This is a genomic window from Cupriavidus sp. 05L310 (genome assembly GCF_056398185.1).
Map to the genome: position 1 here is coordinate 1 of NZ_JBFTOX010000083.1, position 16,713 is coordinate 16,713.

Annotated in this window: 15 protein-coding genes and 1 pseudogene; 10 read left to right on the forward strand and 6 right to left on the reverse strand. The window is 65.9% G+C overall.

Annotated features, from left to right (window positions below; translation table 11 throughout):
• Positions 1-231: 231 nt before the first annotated feature.
• The 4 genes from AC1DS6_RS38500 (at position 232) to AC1DS6_RS38515 (ending at position 6,758) form a co-directional block, all read left to right on the forward strand.
• Positions 232-1,704 carry an NAD-dependent succinate-semialdehyde dehydrogenase gene (locus AC1DS6_RS38500; RefSeq protein WP_477104479.1) on the forward strand — a complete coding sequence of 491 codons (1,473 nt, stop codon included), beginning with the start codon at positions 232-234 and terminating at the stop codon, positions 1,702-1,704.
• A gap of 38 nt (positions 1,705-1,742) precedes the next feature.
• A complete protein-coding gene (gene hpaI, locus AC1DS6_RS38505; RefSeq protein ID WP_276288809.1) occupies positions 1,743-2,546 on the forward strand; it encodes a 4-hydroxy-2-oxoheptanedioate aldolase in 804 nt (267 codons plus the stop codon).
• Positions 2,547-2,628: 82 nt separating this feature from the next.
• Complete coding sequence (locus tag AC1DS6_RS38510; RefSeq protein WP_477104492.1) at positions 2,629-4,029, forward strand: FAD-binding oxidoreductase; 1,401 nt, start codon at positions 2,629-2,631, stop codon at positions 4,027-4,029.
• A gap of 482 nt (positions 4,030-4,511) precedes the next feature.
• Entirely contained in the window at positions 4,512-6,758 is a 2,247-nt protein-coding gene (locus AC1DS6_RS38515) for a phosphocholine-specific phospholipase C (RefSeq protein ID WP_477104480.1), read from the forward strand.
• Between the two features lie 57 nt (positions 6,759-6,815).
• Here AC1DS6_RS38515 and AC1DS6_RS38520 read toward each other — a convergent pair whose 3' ends face one another.
• Together AC1DS6_RS38520 and AC1DS6_RS38525 are read right to left on the reverse strand one after the other, a co-directional pair.
• Positions 6,816-7,046, reverse strand: coding sequence for a zinc-binding dehydrogenase (locus tag AC1DS6_RS38520; RefSeq protein WP_441634534.1), 231 nt, complete (start codon positions 7,044-7,046; stop codon positions 6,816-6,818).
• 316 nt (positions 7,047-7,362) lie between these two features.
• Positions 7,363-8,217, reverse strand: coding sequence for an alpha/beta fold hydrolase (locus AC1DS6_RS38525; RefSeq protein WP_441634536.1), 855 nt, complete (start codon positions 8,215-8,217; stop codon positions 7,363-7,365).
• Between the two features lie 369 nt (positions 8,218-8,586).
• Between AC1DS6_RS38525 and AC1DS6_RS38530 the strand changes: the two genes are divergently transcribed.
• Both AC1DS6_RS38530 and AC1DS6_RS38535 read left to right on the forward strand, forming a co-directional pair.
• The gene (locus AC1DS6_RS38530) at positions 8,587-9,222 is read left to right on the forward strand and encodes a CGNR zinc finger domain-containing protein (RefSeq protein WP_477104481.1); all 636 of its coding nucleotides are present in this window, start codon (positions 8,587-8,589) and stop codon (positions 9,220-9,222) included.
• A 200-nt stretch (positions 9,223-9,422) separates the two neighbouring features.
• Positions 9,423-9,530 (forward strand): annotated as a pseudogene (locus AC1DS6_RS38535) (hypothetical protein); the annotation flags it as partial.
• 131 nt (positions 9,531-9,661) lie between these two features.
• Here the strand turns inward: AC1DS6_RS38535 and AC1DS6_RS38540 are convergent.
• On the reverse strand, positions 9,662-10,099 hold the full coding sequence (locus AC1DS6_RS38540) for a helix-turn-helix domain-containing protein (protein ID WP_441634540.1): 438 nt from the start codon (positions 10,097-10,099) through the stop codon (positions 9,662-9,664).
• Positions 10,100-10,175: 76 nt separating this feature from the next.
• On the opposite strand from AC1DS6_RS38540, the gene AC1DS6_RS38545 reads away from it, so the two are divergent.
• The gene (locus tag AC1DS6_RS38545) at positions 10,176-11,057 is read left to right on the forward strand and encodes a class I SAM-dependent methyltransferase (RefSeq protein ID WP_477104482.1); all 882 of its coding nucleotides are present in this window, start codon (positions 10,176-10,178) and stop codon (positions 11,055-11,057) included.
• Positions 11,050-11,556 carry a DUF2938 domain-containing protein gene (locus AC1DS6_RS38550; protein ID WP_477104483.1) on the forward strand — a complete coding sequence of 169 codons (507 nt, stop codon included), beginning with the start codon at positions 11,050-11,052 and terminating at the stop codon, positions 11,554-11,556. Before AC1DS6_RS38545 ends, AC1DS6_RS38550 begins: the two co-directional genes overlap by 8 nt.
• An 82-nt stretch (positions 11,557-11,638) precedes the next feature.
• On the opposite strand, the gene AC1DS6_RS38555 is transcribed toward AC1DS6_RS38550, so the two are convergent.
• A complete protein-coding gene (locus AC1DS6_RS38555; protein ID WP_441634546.1) occupies positions 11,639-11,956 on the reverse strand; it encodes a hypothetical protein in 318 nt (105 codons plus the stop codon).
• Positions 11,957-12,010: 54 nt separating this feature from the next.
• A complete protein-coding gene (locus tag AC1DS6_RS38560; RefSeq protein ID WP_477104484.1) occupies positions 12,011-12,913 on the reverse strand; it encodes a LysR family transcriptional regulator in 903 nt (300 codons plus the stop codon).
• A 149-nt stretch (positions 12,914-13,062) separates the two neighbouring features.
• Between AC1DS6_RS38560 and AC1DS6_RS38565 the strand changes: the two genes are divergently transcribed.
• Together AC1DS6_RS38565 and AC1DS6_RS38570 are read left to right on the forward strand one after the other, a co-directional pair.
• Positions 13,063-14,259, forward strand: a complete 1,197-nt coding sequence (locus AC1DS6_RS38565) for a serine hydrolase domain-containing protein (protein WP_441634548.1) — start codon at positions 13,063-13,065, stop codon at positions 14,257-14,259.
• The gene (locus AC1DS6_RS38570; RefSeq protein ID WP_477104485.1) at positions 14,256-15,476 is read left to right on the forward strand and encodes an MFS transporter; all 1,221 of its coding nucleotides are present in this window, start codon (positions 14,256-14,258) and stop codon (positions 15,474-15,476) included. Before AC1DS6_RS38565 ends, AC1DS6_RS38570 begins: the two co-directional genes overlap by 4 nt.
• Here the strand turns inward: AC1DS6_RS38570 and gltS are convergent.
• Positions 15,442-16,641 (reverse strand): sodium/glutamate symporter, encoded by a 1,200-nt coding sequence (gene gltS / locus AC1DS6_RS38575; protein ID WP_441634552.1) that lies wholly within the window; start codon positions 16,639-16,641, stop codon positions 15,442-15,444. The genes AC1DS6_RS38570 and gltS overlap by 35 nt on opposite strands.
• Positions 16,642-16,713 lie beyond the last annotated feature (72 nt).

The following is a 16,713-nucleotide window of genomic DNA, read 5'->3' on the forward strand; positions in this document are numbered from 1 at the left end:
CGAGTTTGGGTCCCGGCCGCTCTTTTCGCCGGATCCCGAGGGGGTGTCGCCCCATCCGGCGCGCCTTCTTTGCCTACTTTCTTGGCAAGACAAGAAAGTAGGTCGCCTCCCCGCAGGGGAGGTGAAACTGCCTTTGACTTTAAGCCTTTAAGCCTTTGACTTTAAGCCATTGACGTTGCCTTTGAAGTCAACCGCCACCAATCAAGCCCAACAGACGCCAAAGACGCCGCCATGCTCACCCTCAACCACCCCGCCCTCCTCCGCACCCAAAACCTGATCGCCCAGGAATGGACCGCCAGCCAAACCGGCCAGCACCTGGAAGTCACCAACCCCGCCACCGGCGCCACCTTCGCCTCCGTCCCCGACAGCACCGCCAAGGACGCAGCCCACGCCGCCGACGCAGCCGCAGCCGCCTTCCCAACCTGGAGCCGCCGCACAGCCCGCGAACGGGCGCAACTGATCAAACGCTGGCACGCCCTGATCCTCGAACACCAGGAAGACCTCGCCCGGATCATCTCCACCGAACAAGGCAAGCCCATCAAGGAGAGCCGCGGAGAAGTCCAGTACGGCGCCTCCTATGTGGAATGGTTCGCCGAGGAAGCCACCCGCATCAGCGGCGAAATCGTGGCCGAATCCGTCCCTGGCCGCAAGATGCTGGTACTCAGGGAACCGGTAGGCGTAGTGGCAGCCATCACGCCATGGAACTTCCCGCTCGCCATGATCGCCCGCAAGATCGCCCCGGCGCTGGCTGCCGGCTGCACGGTCGTCGCCAAGCCGGCCGAAGACACGCCGCTGACCGCGCTCGCCCTGGTCTACCTTGCCGAAAAAGCGGGCCTGCCCCCGGGCGTCCTGAACATCGTCACCGCCTCGCGCGCCAACACCCCGGCCGTGGTCGACACCTGGCTGGCAGACAGCCGCGTACGCAAGATCACCTTTACCGGCTCCACGCCGGTAGGCAAGCACCTGGCCCGCGAATCCGCCGGCACGCTGAAAAAGCTATCCCTCGAACTGGGCGGGAACGCACCCTTCATCGTGTTCGACGACGCCGACCTCGATGCCGCCGTCGACGGCCTGATGGCCTCCAAGTTCCGCAACGGCGGCCAGACCTGCGTCTGCCCCAACCGCGTCTATGTGCAGGCCGGCGTGCACGATGATTTCGTGGCGCGGCTGGCCCGGCGCGTGGCCGCGCTGCACGTCGGCCCCGCCACCGAGGAAGCCTCGCAGATCGGCCCCATGATCAACGCCCGCGCCGTGGACAAGATCGCCCGCCACGTGGAAGACGCGGTCGCCAAGGGCGCGCGCGTGATCACCGGCGGCGAACGGGTGCGCCTCGCCGACGGCCCGCATTACTACGCCCCCACCGTGCTGACCCATGCCACCCCGGAAATGGCGCTTTCCTGCGAGGAAACCTTCGGCCCGGTAGCGGCCATCTTCCGCTTCGCCAGCGAAGACGAAGTGGTCCGCGACGCCAACGACACACCGTTCGGCCTGGCCGCCTATTTCTACTCCAACGACGTGCGCCGCATCTGGCGCGTGGCGCAGGCGCTGGAAACCGGCATCGTCGGCATCAACGAAGGCGCCATCGCATCCGAGGCCGCGCCGTTCGGCGGCGTCAAGGAATCCGGCTACGGACGCGAGGGATCGCGCCACGGGCTGGACGACTACATGCACACCAAATATCTCTGCCAGGGCCAGCTCGGCTGAGCGCTGCGGCACCCGGCCCACGACATACAGGAACCAACATGCCCGCACACAACGCATTCAAGGCCGCGCTGGCGGCCAGCCAGCCCCAGGTCGGCCTGTGGCTCTCGATGGCATCGCCCTACCTGGCCGAAGTCTCGGCCACGGCCGGCTTCGACTGGCTGCTGATCGACGGCGAGCACGCCCCCAACGACCTCCACGCCACGCTGCACGCCCTGCAGGCCATCGCGCCCTACCGCTCGCAGCCCGTGGTGCGCTGCGTGGCGGGCGAAGTGGCGCTGATCAAGCAGTTGCTGGATATCGGCGCGAAGAACCTGCTGGTGCCGATGGTGGATACCGCCGTGCAGGCCGCCGCGCTGGTCAGCGCCACGCGCTATCCGCCGCTGGGCATTCGCGGCGTGGGCAGCGCCGTGGGCCGGGCTTCGCAATGGAGCGCGCGCACCGACTATCTCGCCGTGGCCGACGATGAAATCTGCCTGCTGGTGCAGGCCGAAACCGTGACGGCCCTGGGCAACCTGGAAGCCATCTGCGCCGTGGACGGCGTCGACGGCGTCTTTATCGGCCCGGCCGACCTCGCCGCCTCGATGGGCCATCGCGGCAACCCCGGCCACCCCGAGGTGCAGGCCGCCATCGAGGGCGCCATGCGCACCATCGTCGCCAGCGGCAAGGCCGCCGGCACGCTGACCTCCGACCCCAAGCTGGCACGGCGCTACCTGGAGCTGGGCTGCACCTTCGTGGCGACCGGCGTGGACGTACTGGTATATGCTGGCGCCGCGCGCCGGCTGGCGGCGGACTTCATCGGCACCTGCGCCACGCCCGCGGCCGGCCCGTCCGCCGCCTACTGAATCCCGCGCCGCCCCTTCAACAACCAAGCACGCCCACATGCCGACCGACTCCCACACCTCCCCCGACACCACGCTGGCGGCCATGCAAGCCATCGTCGGCGCCGGCGCCTGCCTCAGCGGCGATGCCGATACCGAGTCCTATGTCACGGACTACCGCCGCATCTATCGCGGCAAGGCCCGGGTGGTGGTCATGCCATCGACCACCGGGCAGGTCAGCCAGGTCATGGCCTGGTGCCATGCCCATGGCGTGCCGGTGGTGCCGCAAGGCGGCAACACCTCCCTGATGGGCGGCTCGGTGCCCGACGATAGCGGCACCGCTGTGCTGCTGAGCCTGGGCCGCATGAACCGCGTGCTGGCGGTGGACACCATCAACGACACCCTGACCGTGCAGGCCGGCGTCACGCTCAACGCGGCCCGCGCCGCGGCCGAACAGGAGCAGCGGCTGTTCCCCCTGCGCATCGGCTCAGAAGGCACCTGCCAGATCGGCGGCAACCTCGCCACCAACGCGGGAGGCACCGCCGTGCTGCGTTACGGCAATATGCGCGACCTGGTGCTGGGCATCGAGGCGGTGCTGCCGGATGGCCGGATCTATTCGTCCCTGCGCGGCCTGCGCAAGGACAATACCGGCTACGACCTGAAGCAGTTGTTCGTCGGCTCCGAAGGCACGCTCGGCATCATCACCGCCGCCGTGCTCAAGCTGATGCCGCAGCCGCGCGCCAGCGCCGTCGCCTTCGTGGCCGTGCAAAGCCCGGAAGCGGCCGTGCGCCTGCTGGGCGTGGCCAAGCAGATCGGCGGCCAGGCCGTCACGGCGTTCGAGCTGATCTCCGCGCCCGCGCTGGAACTGGTGCTCGAATACCTTGGCGACGTGGCTTCGCCCCTGCCCGCCCGGCACGACTGGATGGTGCTGATCGAACTCACCTCCGGCGGCAGCAACGAAAGCCTCAACGCCACGCTGATGGAAATCCTTGAGGCCGGACTGGAGCAGGAGCTGGTGCTGGACGCAGCGGTGGCCGCCAGCATGGCCGACGCCCAGCGCTTCTGGCGAATCCGCGAGGAAATCTCGGACGCGCAGACCCGCACCGGCGGCAGCATCAAGTGCGATGTCTCGGTGCCGCTGTCGCGCATCGCCGCGTTTATCGGCGACGCATCGGCCAAGGTGCTGGCGCTGGAGCCCGCCGCGCGCATGGTGATCTACGGCCATATGGGCGACGGCAACGTGCACTTCAACCCGCTGCGTCCCAAGGACCGGAGCGCGGCGGAGTTCCTCGGGCAGTGGTACGCGCCGGTCTCCGAGGCCGTGGATACGCTGGCCCACGCGGAAAACGGCTCGATCTCCGCCGAGCACGGCATCGGCGTGGCCAAGCGCGACGACCTGAAGCGCTACAAGTCGCCGGTGGAACTGGAACTGATGTGGCAGGTCAAGCGGGCGCTGGATCCCAAGAACCTGCTTAATCCCGCCAAGATGCTGCCGAAGCTGGATTGACCCTGGTTTCCAGGCGGTCTCGGCGCCATGCCGACCGCCGGCGCGCCACGGTAAGCCTTCCGCACCGCCCTGCTCCCACGAAGCCCGCCTAGCCGCGGGCTTTTTTTCGTCTGCGCGTCGCGAGCCGCTTCGCGAAGTTCTCCGGCAGGATTCAGGCAGATCCGCAGGCCTATCCGTTCACGCCCCTGTCACATCCCCTTCCTACACTCGCGACTTCCCGATTGTCCCGGCTGGCAAACAAGCCGACTTATTTCTTTCACATTCATCAAGCTCCCCCATGTTTCCCAAAAGCCTTGCAAGACCGCTTGCCGCCATCTTGATCGCGGCCGCGACGCTCACTGCATGCGGCGATGATGGCACCGACACGTCCGCCGCAAAACCCTCGACGCCGGGCACCACAGAGCCCGAGAAGCCCGCCGCCCGGGATATGCGTTGCGCGCCTTGAACCACGACCAAGAATCCAACGAGCACAAGAACAGAAGATGAACTCACGCCGTAATTTTCTAAAGACAGTCACCGGCGCCGGATTTGGCGCGGCAGCACTGGCGGCCTTTCCTCCCAGCATCCGCAAGGCGCTGGCGATCCCGGCCAATAACGCCACCGGCACCATCAAGGACGTCGAGCATGTGGTCATCCTGATGCAGGAGAACCGCTCGTTCGACCACTACTTCGGCACGCTCAAGGGCGTTCGCGGCTTCGGCGACAGGTTCACCATCCCGCTGCCCAACGGCCGCAAGGTATGGCAGCAGCAGCGTACCAGCGGCGCCGTACTCACCCCCTATCACCTGGACGGCAGCGCCAACAACGCGCAGCGCGCCGCTGGAACGCCGCACGCTTGGGTGGACAGCCAGAAAGCCTGGGACAACGGGCGCATGGCAAGCTGGCCTACCCATAAGACAGACACCTCGATGGGGTACTTCAAGGAAAAGGAGATCCCGTTCCAGTTCGCGCTGGCCAACGCGTTCACGCTGTGCGATGCGTACCACTGCTCGATGCATACCGGCACGGATGCCAACCGCTCCTTCCACCTGACCGGCACAAACGGCGCCGCCGCCGGCGTTGCCTTTGTCAATAACGAGTGGGACTGGATCGACGGCCTGCCTGCCACGGCCAACAGGGGCTACACCTGGAAAACCTATGCGGAACGCCTGGAAGAAGCAGGCATCAACTGGATCTCGTACCAGAACATGCCGGACGAATGGGGCGACAACATGCTGGGCGCGTTCCGGCCGTTCCGCCTCGCCAACATTGCGTCCGGCTTCCCCGTATCCAGCGGCGGCGCACCCGGCGTACCCTATGCCAATACCGGCCAGGCCCTGCCGTACCACGCCTACGACGCTGCCACGGACAATGCCGCCAACCCGCTTTACAAGGGCATCGCCAATACGCTGCCGGGGATCGGCCCCGAGAGCTACCTGGATGCGTTCAAGCGGGACATCCGCGAGGGCAAGCTGCCCCAGGTGAGCTGGATGAACGCGCCTTCGCTCTATTGCGAGCACCCCGGGCCGTCCAGCCCGGTGCAGGGGGCGTGGTTCCTGCAGGAAGTCCTGGATGCGCTCACTGCCGTGCCCGAGGTATGGAGCAAGACCGTGCTGCTGGTCAACTTCGATGAGAACGACGGCTACTTCGACCATATGCCCTCGCCGTCGGCGCCGTCACGCAACGCCGACCTGTCGCTGGCCGGGAAGTCAACGCTCGGCGATGCCGACATGAGCGCCGAGTACTTCAGCCATCCCGCGCCGGCAGGCAGCAGCAGCCAGCCGGCAGCGGATGGCCGCGTCTACGGTCCGGGTCCGCGCGTGCCGCTGTTCGCGATTTCGCCGTGGAGCCGCGGTGGCTGGGTCAACTCGCAAGTGTTCGATCACACGTCGGTGCTGCGTTTCCTGGAGGCGCGCTTTGGCGTCGCGGAGCCCAACATCAGCCCGTTCCGCCGCGCCGTCTGCGGCGACCTGACCAGCGCGTTCAATTTCAAGACACCGAACGACGAAGCCCTGCCCACGCTTGACGGCCGCAGCACGCGCGCCGCGGCGGACCAGTTGCGCAACGCGCAGCAAGCGCTGCCCGCCGTGCCGTTGCCGCTGGACATGCAATTGCCGATCCAGGCCAGCGGCACGCGTCCCTCGCGCGCGCTGCCTTACGAGCTGCACACCAGCGCCCGCTGCAACGCCGCGGGCGTGGTGGAACTGGTGTTCTCCAACACGGGCTCGCAGGCCGCGGTGTTCCACGTCTACGACCGCTACAAGCTCGATCGCCTGCCGCGGCGCTACGTCGTGGAAGCCGGGAAATTGTTGAGCGACACCTGGAACGCGCGCCAGGACAACCTCGGAATGTACGACCTCTGGGTCGTCGGCCCGAATGGCTACCACCGGCACTTCAAGGGCGATACCGGCCGGATCGCCGACACCGGCGCCGCGCCGGAGATCCGCGTGTGCTATGACATCGCCAATGGCGACGTCTATGCAGAGCTGATGAACGCCGGCGACAAGGCCTGCAATTTCACCATCACGCCGCAGGCTTACCGCAAGGACGGTCCGTGGCCGGTCAAGGTCGCCGGCAAGGGCGCCGACTCCAGGCACTGGTCCCTGGCGGACAGCGGCCAGTGGTACGACTTCTCGGTGACCTGCGACAGCGACCCCGCGTTCTACCGGCGTTTTGCCGGACGGGTGGAAACGGGCAAGCACACGGTGAGCGACCCGGCCATGGGGGTGAGCGCGGACCCGCTCGGCTGAACGGGAGGCGCGCCGCCTGACCGGGGCGGCGCCCTCTGCCCGCAAAGGCCGAAGGCCCTACGACGGCATCCACCACCGATGCAGCCAGCGCGCCAGCGCATCGAGAATGGCGCTGTTGCCGACGAGGTCGAGTACCGCGTCAACTTGCTTTGCCTCGGCAATTCGCTTCGAAAGGTCCGATCCCTCAAGCTCGACACGTGTCACGCCCAGACCCTCCGGCATCTCGAAACGCTCGCGAGTGCGTGTTGTTGCGATGACCCGCGCACCGGCATTGGCCGCCAGTTTCACCGCCGCCCGTCCAAACGATGATGTCGCACCCCGGATGACCAACGTCTGTCCCTCCGAGATGTCGAGATTGCGAAACAGGCAGGTCCATGCCGTTGCATAGGCTTCGGGGATGGCCGCCAGTTCGGACCAAGCAGGCTGGATGCAATCAATGCCACGCTGGACACCGGTGCGCGCGTGTATTCCGCATAGCTCCCGTTGGTGGTTCGATCGAGACCTCCCATCAATGCAGCGACCTTCGCCCCAACAGGGAACTCGCCGCCGGTGTCAATTTGATTGGTGTGTTTTGGCCGTTCCATATCGACCAAACAGCCACACTTCAACTAACAAGAAAGTCACGTATCGCCGCAGCGATTTCTGGCGTATGTGTCTCAAGGGCGAAGTGGCCCGTATCGAAGAAGCGCACCACCGCGCCAGGGATGTCACGTTTGAATGCCCTGGCTCCAGCTGGCAGGAAGAACGGATCGTTCTGACCCCAAACAGCCAGAAACGGCGGCTTGTGCGTTCTGAAATACTGCTGAAACGCGGGATACAACGCGACATTGCTTTTGTAGTCGCCAAACAGGTCAAGTTGAACCTCGTGCGCACCGGGACGGCCCAGGTAAAAAGTATCGAGCGAGTAGCCGTCCGGCGATACGGAGGCCGTGTCAGATACCCCGTGCGTGTACTGCCAGACTGTCGTTTCCGGAGTCAACAGGGCGCGAAGTGCCTCACGGTTGCCCTGCGAAGGATCTCGCCAATAGGCCCGGATAGGGTTCCAGCCTTCGCTCAGTCCTTCCTCGTAAGCATTGCCGTTCTGGGAAATGATCGCGGTGATCCGCTCAGGATGTTTCAGCGCAAGCCGAAAACCCGTCGGCGCACCGTAGTCGAATACGTAGACGGCAAAGCGATCAAACCCGATCACTTCGGTAAACCTGCCAATCACGTTGGCAATGTTGTCGAACGTGTAGGCAAACGTGTCATGGGCCGGCATATCCGACCGGCCGAACCCGGGTAGATCCGGCGCAACAATATGGAAGCGCTCCGACAGTTGCGGGATCAAGTCCCGAAACATGTGGCTCGCGCTTGGGAAGCCGTGGAGAAGCAGCACTTTCCGGGCATCAGCACGACCGGCTTCTCGATAGAACACCTTGAAGCCGTCGACGTCGGCGTGGCGATAGGACATAGGGGGCATGACGCTCTCTCTCGTGAGTTGTAACGTTTCCAATAGCTAAAACAAGTTGGAAACGGCTGCCACCATCCAAAGCGGCCTCCGCTTTCCAGCATACGCATCACCGACAAGCAGAACTGGCTGTCCGATTCGTTCCAGCGCTCCATCCAGTGCGGCAAAGTCTTCAGCGCGCGACGCCAGCGGCAACCGTGCAGAGATTGCATTGACGCTCCATTAAATCGTCCAGTTGCTTGGAAGGCACACGCGACACAACCGAACCATGTAACCTCTCTAACATTGACAACAAGGTCATTTTATTGAGCTGTAACTTGTCAAGAAACTTTTGAGCGGTTACCATGAACACCATCAACACTGCGCACCAGGTCACTTGAGATGGACTTCCAACGTGTTCCCGCAATATTCGTGGCCGATGCGCCGGGCCTTGATTTTCTGAACTCGGTTGCCACACCGACGGGTGAGCAAGTCGACTGGATCGGTGATGGGGAAGGTCTTCTGGCCTGGCTGGAACAGGCAGGCCTGGTGCCGCGCAGCACCCTCGAGGTGCTAAGGTCGGAGGCGATGCCAGGTGAACTCGATGGCGTCGCTGCACAGGCGCGAAGTCTGCGGGAATGGTTCAGGGGATTTGTCCAGCGTACGAAGGGACGACCGCTGGTCGGCGAGGACTTGCGTGAACTCGAACCGCTAAACCGCCTGCTAGAGCGGGACGAAGGGTATGGCGAGATCGTTGCCAACGCGCCAGGGGCGTCAATGGCCTTCGGACTACGTGCGACTCGACGTTGGCGCTCGCCGGAGTCGTTGCTGATGCCGATAGCCGAGGCAATCGCGAAACTCGTTTGTGAAGAAGACTTTTCGCATGTGAAAGCGTGCGAGGGTCCTCAGTGCACGCTGATGTTTGCCGATCACACGCGGGGCCACGGCCGCAGATGGTGCAGCATGGCGATCTGCGGTAACCGCTCCAAGGTTGCGGCTCACCGTAAACGGCTAAAGGAGCTGGCGCGGCTGGGGTAATGGACGACTTCGGCTGGGAACACCTACTCCCGCCTCGATACCCGCGAATTGATCGAGCATGGCAAGGCGGCCATCGAAACCCAGATGATCCGATCTGGAACGCCAGAAGCAGGTGCTTGAACGCTACTGCGCCCGGCAGGGCTGGACGGTCGAGGTCATCGCCGATCTTGGCTCGGGCATGAATTGCCGCGCTGGCGAGGCTGCACGCCCGCATCGCGGCGATTCGCTCAGACGCGCCGCACCAGCTTACGACTGGCCTGACGCGTCGTTTCCATACCATCGGCATTGAAGACCTGAACGTGCGCGGCATGCTGAAGAATCGCCGCCTGTCCCGCTCCGTTGCGGACATGGGCTTCGTCGAATTCGGGCGGCAACTGGAATACAAGGCGGCGATGCGCGGCGGCTTGGTTGGATGTCGTCGCTAGCCGCCACCCTGGAGCTAGTTCCGCGGCGGCGGCGGAGCCTTCTTCCCTGGCGATCCCACAGCGCCAGATGCGGCGGCCCGCAGGATGCGGCGGAACTTGGGGCATTCCATGTGGCTCGGTGCGGGGCAGGCAGCGGCATGCCGCAGGCCATCGCGCATCGCGCTCAGTCTGCGGATCGTCTTGTCCAGCTCCTCCGCCTTGGCTGCGAGCATCCGCCGGTCGATGCGCGGCCGCCCCTCCGGCGCGAACATCAGCGCAATTTCATCGAGCGAGAAACCGGCGGCACGCCCCAGCGCGATCAGCGCCAGCCGTTCCAGCACGCCGGCATCGAACAGGCGGCGCAGCCCTCGCCTGCCGGTGGACGCGATCAGCCCCTTTTCCTCATAGAACCGCAGCGTCGATGCGGGAACGCCGGATTGCTGCGCCACCTCGGCTATGTCTAGTTGTCTCACCCCTCTTGACCTCAAGTCGACTTGAACTAGCATAGTTTAGCTTCCGCTCCTTGAGGGCAAGCAAAGGAAGACGATCATGGATATCACGCACCAGACCGGAAACGAGCAGACGGCGCTCTGGAACGGCCGCGCCGGACGCGCCTGGGTCGAGTCGCAAGCGTTGCTCGACCAGATGCTCAAGCCGTTCGAAGACCTGCTGGCCGAAGTGGCGCGCGCCGGATCCTGGCGCCGGGTGCTTGACGTCGGCTGCGGCACGGGCGGCACGACGCTCGCCGTTGCGCGGCAGCTCGGCGCCGAGGGCTATTGCACCGGCATCGACATTTCCGAGCCGATGATCGCCGCCGCCCGGGCACGCGCCAGACAGGAAGACACGACGGCAAACTTCATCCGCGCCGACGCGCAGACCCACGCCTTCGCGCCCGCCAGCTTCGACATGATCATTTCGCGCCTCGGCGTCATGTTCTTCGACAATCCGGTCCTGGCCTTCGCGAACTTGCGGCGCGCCGCGAGCGACGACGCCGGACTCCGGTGCCTCGCCTGGCGCAGTGCAGCGGAAAACCCGTTCATGACGACGGCCGAGCGCGCCGCGGCGCCGCTGCTGCCGGACCTACCCGCCCGCCAGCCTGGCGCGCCGGGACAGTTCGCCTTCGCAGACCGGCATCGGGTCGCTTCCATCCTGGAAGAGAGCGGCTGGGCCGCGATCGACATCCAGCCGATCGATGTCGAGTGCACCCTGCCGGAGAAGGCGCTGACCGGCTACCTCACCCGGCTCGGCCCCGTGGGCCTGATCCTGGAAGATGCGGACGAGCGCACGCGCGCGCAAGTCATCGACACCGTCCGCGCCGCCTTTGATCCCTATGTGCGCGGCGACGAAGTTCGCTACACCGCTGCCTGCTGGATGGTCAGCGCCAGAGCGCCGTCCGCGTCAGGCGCACCTAAGGAGGCAGCCAATGTCTGAGGCCACGGATTATCTGGTGGGTGCTGTTCTGATCGGGGCCGGCGCGACGGCGGTGATGGACATCTGGGCAGTCGCCCGCAAACGGATGCTCGGCATTCCTCCGCTGGACTACGGCCTGGTGGGCCGCTGGCTTGCCCACCTGACACGCGGGCGCTTTCGCCACGATCCCATCGCCGCTTCGCCGCCCGTCCGGCGCGAGCGCCTGATCGGCTGGATCGCCCATTATCTGACCGGCATCGCGTTCGCGGCCACGCTGCTCGCGCTCTGGGGCCTCGACTGGGCCCGTCATCCGACGCTGGGCCCCGCGCTGATCGTCGGCATCGGCAGCGTGGCGGCGCCCTTCCTTGTGATGCAGCCGGGCATGGGCGCCGGCATCGCCGCCAGCCGCACGCCGCGTCCCGCCGCCGCGCGCCTTCATAGCCTCGTCACGCACGGGATGTTCGGCCTTGGGCTCTACGGCGCTGGCTGGGCTATGCGTCTGTTTGGTACGTTTCAATGACCGCGCCGTGGTTGGCGGCTCCAACCATCCCGGGCCCTCATTGCCAGCGCGGCCCGCCTCGGCCTTAAGCGGGGAGTCGCCGTCATGGCGCCCCGTAGCCTACCGATTTGCCGGGCAGCCCTTTGCGAATCCACTCCTCATATTCGACCAGGACATAGGTGTCGATTGCCCAGACGACCATCAGCACGTTGAGGGTTGCCAGCCATGCGATGAACCAGAGCCCCTTCCGGTTTGCGCCAAAAAGAAGCGCTAGTAGCACTGATGCCATCGACATTAGGTCCAGATAGTGGGGCGTAATGCCCACATGATTCACTCGAACGTAGAAAACTCGATACAGAACATACAGTATCGACATCAGTGCCGGCATCGCGGCAATCAAGATTAGGATCTTCGCTTTCATCTTGAAGGAGTAAACACTAAATCTGGATACGCGGAATCGTCGCCAAACCACCCATCAGCATCCAGTACCGCCACCCGGAAATACCCGCTCGCCCAGGAAGTCGATCAACACCCGCAGCTTGGGCGACAGGTGCCGGCTGGCCGGCCACAGCACGCGAAAGGTGCCGCTGCGCTCCACGTAGTCGCCGAGTACGGGGAGCAGCCTTCCATCGGCCAGCGCGTCGCGGATCGCGAAGTCCGGCAGGCAAACGATCCCCAGGCCTTGCAGGGCAAAGCTCATGCGCGTCTCGATGTTGTTGCAGATCATGGAGGTGGGCAGGTGCGGCTCCGGGTCCGACTCGTCGCGGCGCAGCGGCCAGGTTTCCAGCTTGCCGCTGTTGGGAAAGCGGTAATGCAGGCAGGCATGCCCGGCCAGGTCGGCGGGATGCCGGGGCAAGCCGCGCTGTGCGAGGTAGGCCGGGGCGGCTACCAGCAGGATCCGGAAATCGCCGAGGCGCCGCGCCGACAACCGTGAGTCGGCCGGCTCGCCAGTGCGCACGACCGCATCGAAGCCTTCCTCGATCACGTCCACCATCCGGTCGGTAAAGTCCAGGTCCAGTTCGATCTCCGGGTACCGCCGCATAAAGTCGCCCAGCACCGGCAGCACCAGCGAACTGACCAGCGGCAGGCTGACGCGCAGGCGCCCGCGCGGCGCCTCGGCCGCGCGGGACAGCTCTTGTTCGGCCGCCTCGATTTCCGCGAGGATGCGCCGGCTGCGCTCCAGGAACAGCGCGCCCTCGGCCGTCAGGGTGATGCTGCGCGTGCTGCGGTGAAACAGCCGCGCGCCAAGCTTTTCCTCCAGCCGCGCCACGCTCTTGCCCACGGCCGATGCCGATACGCCCATCAGGCGGCCGGCCGCCACGAAGCTGCGCGTCTCGGCCACCTGCACAAACACTGTGAAGCCACTCAGGCTGTCCATGGATTTTTCCCGGCATGCTTATTACGGACAACGTTGTCCGGATAACCAGGAACTCTAGCCTACTTTTTCCTGAGTCGAATGTTTCTTATCGTTCGCTTGTACTTGCAATCCCTTGCAATCCTTGCAATCCGCAACGAAGGAAAACGCGCATGACCTCCCGCACCTCCACCCTGTCCGACGGCGTACCGCCTGCCCACCTGCGCACGCGCGTCGACGCGGCGATCGACCAGGCCCTGGCCGAGCACCGGCTGGTCGGCGCCGTGGTGCTAGTCGCCCGTGACGGCGAACTGATCCACAGCCGCGCCGCCGGCCTGGCCGACCGCGAGGCGGCCCTGCCGATGCGCGCCGATGCGTTGTTCCGCCTGGCTTCGGTGTCCAAGCCCATCATCTCGGCCGCCGCCATGGTGCTGGTGGCGCAAGGCCCGCTCGGGCTCGACGACGCAGTGGCCCGCTGGCTGCCGGCGTTCACGCCGCGCCTTGCCGACGGCAGCCCCGCATCCATCACGGTACGGCAGTTGATGAGCCACACCGCCGGGCTGGGCTACCGCTTTTTCGAGGCCGACGGCAACGGGCCCTATGCCCGCGCCGGCGTATCGGATGGCATGGACCAGCCGGGTATCTCGCTGGCGGAGAACCTGCGCCGCATTGCCAGCGTGCCGTTGCTCTACAAGCCCGGCACCGCCTGGGGCTATTCGCTGGCAACGGACGTGCTCGGCGCCGTGATCGAGCGTGTTTGCGAAGCGCCGCTGGGCGACGCTGTGCGGGCGTTGGTCACGGGGCCGCTGGGTATGCGCGACACCGCCTTTGCTGCCGTCGATGCGGACCGCCTGGCCACCGCCTACGTCAACCACACGCCGGTGCCGCGCCGAATGCGCGAGCGGGATGTGGTCCCCGTCCTTGAAGGCACGGCAGGCATCCGCTTCGCGCCCGCGCGCGCCCTGGACGCCGGCGCGTTTCCCTCCGGCGGCGCCGGCATGGTGGGCAGCGCGGGCGACCTGCTCCTGTTACTGGAAGCGCTGCGCCAGGGCGGCGGCCCCCTGTTCCCCGCCGCGTGGGTGGAGGAAATGGGGCGCAACCAGACCGGCGAATGGGGTCCGCCCGATGCGCCTGGCACCGGCTTCGGCCTGGGATTTTCGGTGCTGCGCGATCCGGCTCTGGCGGGTTCGCCAGAATCCGCGGGAACCTGGCGTTGGGGCGGTGCCTACGGCCATTCCTGGTTCGTTGACCGCGTCAGGGCCTTGAGCGTGGTTGCGTTCACCAACACCTTGTACGAAGGCATGTCCGGCCGCTTCGTGACCGACCTGCGCAATGCCGTCTATGCGGCCGGGATGGAAATACAGCCATGAACGCCGGCCGCTCCCTGTTCTTTATCGCGCTAGGCCTGTTCGGCCTCTACGCCATCGAGTTTGGCGTGGTTGGCATCCTGCCGGCGGTTGTCGAACGCTATGGCATCACGGTGGCCCGGGCAGGCTGGCTGGTCGGCTTGTTCGCGCTGGTGGTGGCCGTGTGCGGGCCGTTCATGGTGCTGTGGCTGTCGCGCCATGCGCGGCGCAAGGTGCTGGCGGGCGCGCTGTTCGTGTTCGCCGCGTGCAGCGTGCTGTCGGCCTGGGCACCGGACTTCGCCACGCTGATGGCGCTGCGCATTGTCCCCGCGCTGCTGCATCCGGTGTTTTTTTCGCTGGCGTTCGCGGCAGCCGTGTCACTGTACCCGCGGGAGCGGGCTACGCATGCCACGGCCATGGCCTTCGTCGGCACCAGCATGGGCCTGGTGCTGGGCGTGCCCATCACGGCGTGGATCGCGGCGCGTTTTTCCTACGAGGCGTCCTTCCTGTTTTGCGCCGCCGTGAATGCCGCGGCAGGCATCGGCCTGCTGGCCGTGCTGCCGGATGAGCCAAAGCGGCCAGCCCCGGCGCAGGGTGTGCCCGCCATCCGGCCGTCGGCGATCCTGCGCAAGCTGCCCGTCTGGCTCAACCTGCTGGCCACCGTGCTCATCTTCGCCACCATGTTCTCGGTCTACAGCTACGCGGCCGAGTATCTCGCGCGCGAGGCCGGCATGGGCGGCGAAACAATCAGCGTGCTGCTGGTGGTCTTCGGCATCGGCGGCGTAGCGGGCAATCTGCTCGCCGGCAGGCTGCTGGGCAAGAGCCTGGCGGGGACCGCACTGCTGCACCCGGTGGCGCTTGGCGGCGCCTACCTCGTGCTCTACGCCTGTGGCAGCGCCAGCTTCTTGCCGATGATCGCGGTCTGCCTTCTGTGGGGCGCGGCGCATACCAGTGGCCTGATCGTCAGCCAGATGTGGCTCGCCTCCGCGGCGCCGGAAGCGCCAGAGTTCGCCACCAGCCTCTATATTTCGGCCGCCAACCTGGGCGTGGTGTCCGGCGCGGCGGTGGCGGGCGGGTTCATTACCGCCGTGGGCATGACGGGCGCGGTGTGGAGCGGCTGGCTGTTTGCCGTGCTGGCTACGCTATGCACGGCGCTGAAGGTGTTGCTGTTCGACTGCAAACCCGATGGCACCGGACCGGCAGACCCTAGGACACTGGGAGCAGCAGCAAGTAGGCCTTGATCACGATCGCGTTGGCAAGGTCGATGAAAAAAGCGCCAACCATCGGCACGACCAGGAAGGCCAGGTGCGACGGCCCGAAGCGATCGGTGATCGCCTGCATATTGGCAATGGCGGTAGGCGTCGCCCCCAGGCCAAAGCCGCAATGCCCGGCGGCCAGCACCACGGCGTCGTAGTTGCGCCCCATCACGCGGAAGGTGACGAACATCGCGTAGGCAGCCATGGCGGCCGCCTGCGCAGCGAGAATCGCCAGCAGCGGCAGCGCCAGCGCGGACAACTCCCACAGCCGCAGGCTCATCAGCGCCATCGCCAGGAACATCGACAGGCTGACGTTGCCCAGCACGGAGACCGCACGGTCGAACACGCTGTACCAGCCCAGCGCCGCCAGGCCATTGCGCAGGATCACGCCGATGAACAGCACCCAGACGAAGGTAGGCAGGGAGAACCAGCTCTGCGCAAGGACGCTTGCCAGCGCCTGCCCGGCGGTCAGGCAGACCAGTATCAGGGCAAGCGTCTCGATCAGCGCCGACGCGGTGATCAGCCGCACCGCGGCCGGCTCTTCGAAATTGAGCGGATCGGGCTCGGGCGCGGCGCTGCCCGGTGTCTGGATCTTGCGCAGCAGTACGCGCGCGACAGGCCCGCCCAGCAAGCCGCCCAGGACCAGCCCGAACGTGGCGCAGGCAATGGCCAGCTCCGTGGCGGCAGTCAGGCCGTACTGGCTGGCGAACGTGTGGCCCCAGGCCACGCCGGTGCCATGGCCGCCCGACAAGGTGATCGACCCCGCCAGCAGCCCGACGACCGGCTTCAGCCCCAGGACGGACGCCATGCCGATACCGATGGCATTCTGCAGCACGAGCAGGCCGACGACCACAAACAGGAAGATGGCAATGCTCTTGCCGCCCCGGCGAAGACTGGCGAGATCGGCGCTGAGCCCGAGCGTGGCAAAGAACGCCAGCATCAGCGGCGTCTGCATGGTGAGATCGAAGCCGACTTCGGCCCCGGCGAACGCGCGTGCGGCATAGAGCGCGAGCGCCACCACCAGGCCGCCCACCACCGGCTCGGGGATGCTGTAGGTTTTCAGGACGGGTGTGACGGCGATCAGCTTGCGGCCGGCAAGCAGGACCAGCGACGCGGCCACCAGGGTTTCATACGTGTTGAGTTGCAGCAAAGCTTGGTCTCCCGCGGAATGCGCTAGTCTGCACCACGGGAGCGCCGGCTGGATATTAAAAGTTTTCCATCA

Excerpts from the sequence above, each read along its gene's own strand:
- AC1DS6_RS38500 (WP_477104479.1), top strand. The coding sequence starts at position 232 with ATGCTCACCCTCAACCACCCCGCCCTCCTCCGCACCCAAAACCTGATC.
- hpaI (WP_276288809.1), top strand. The coding sequence starts at position 1,743 with ATGCCCGCACACAACGCATTCAAGGCCGCGCTGGCGGCCAGCCAGCCC.
- AC1DS6_RS38510 (WP_477104492.1), top strand. The coding sequence starts at position 2,629 with ATGCAAGCCATCGTCGGCGCCGGCGCCTGCCTCAGCGGCGATGCCGAT.
- AC1DS6_RS38515 (WP_477104480.1), top strand. The coding sequence starts at position 4,512 with ATGAACTCACGCCGTAATTTTCTAAAGACAGTCACCGGCGCCGGATTT.
- AC1DS6_RS38525 (WP_441634536.1), bottom strand. The coding sequence starts at position 8,217 with ATGCCCCCTATGTCCTATCGCCACGCCGACGTCGACGGCTTCAAGGTG.
- AC1DS6_RS38530 (WP_477104481.1), top strand. The coding sequence starts at position 8,587 with ATGGACTTCCAACGTGTTCCCGCAATATTCGTGGCCGATGCGCCGGGC.
- AC1DS6_RS38545 (WP_477104482.1), top strand. The coding sequence starts at position 10,176 with ATGGATATCACGCACCAGACCGGAAACGAGCAGACGGCGCTCTGGAAC.
- AC1DS6_RS38550 (WP_477104483.1), top strand. The coding sequence starts at position 11,050 with ATGTCTGAGGCCACGGATTATCTGGTGGGTGCTGTTCTGATCGGGGCC.
- AC1DS6_RS38555 (WP_441634546.1), bottom strand. The coding sequence starts at position 11,956 with ATGAAAGCGAAGATCCTAATCTTGATTGCCGCGATGCCGGCACTGATG.
- AC1DS6_RS38560 (WP_477104484.1), bottom strand. The coding sequence starts at position 12,913 with ATGGACAGCCTGAGTGGCTTCACAGTGTTTGTGCAGGTGGCCGAGACG.
- AC1DS6_RS38565 (WP_441634548.1), top strand. The coding sequence starts at position 13,063 with ATGACCTCCCGCACCTCCACCCTGTCCGACGGCGTACCGCCTGCCCAC.
- AC1DS6_RS38570 (WP_477104485.1), top strand. The coding sequence starts at position 14,256 with ATGAACGCCGGCCGCTCCCTGTTCTTTATCGCGCTAGGCCTGTTCGGC.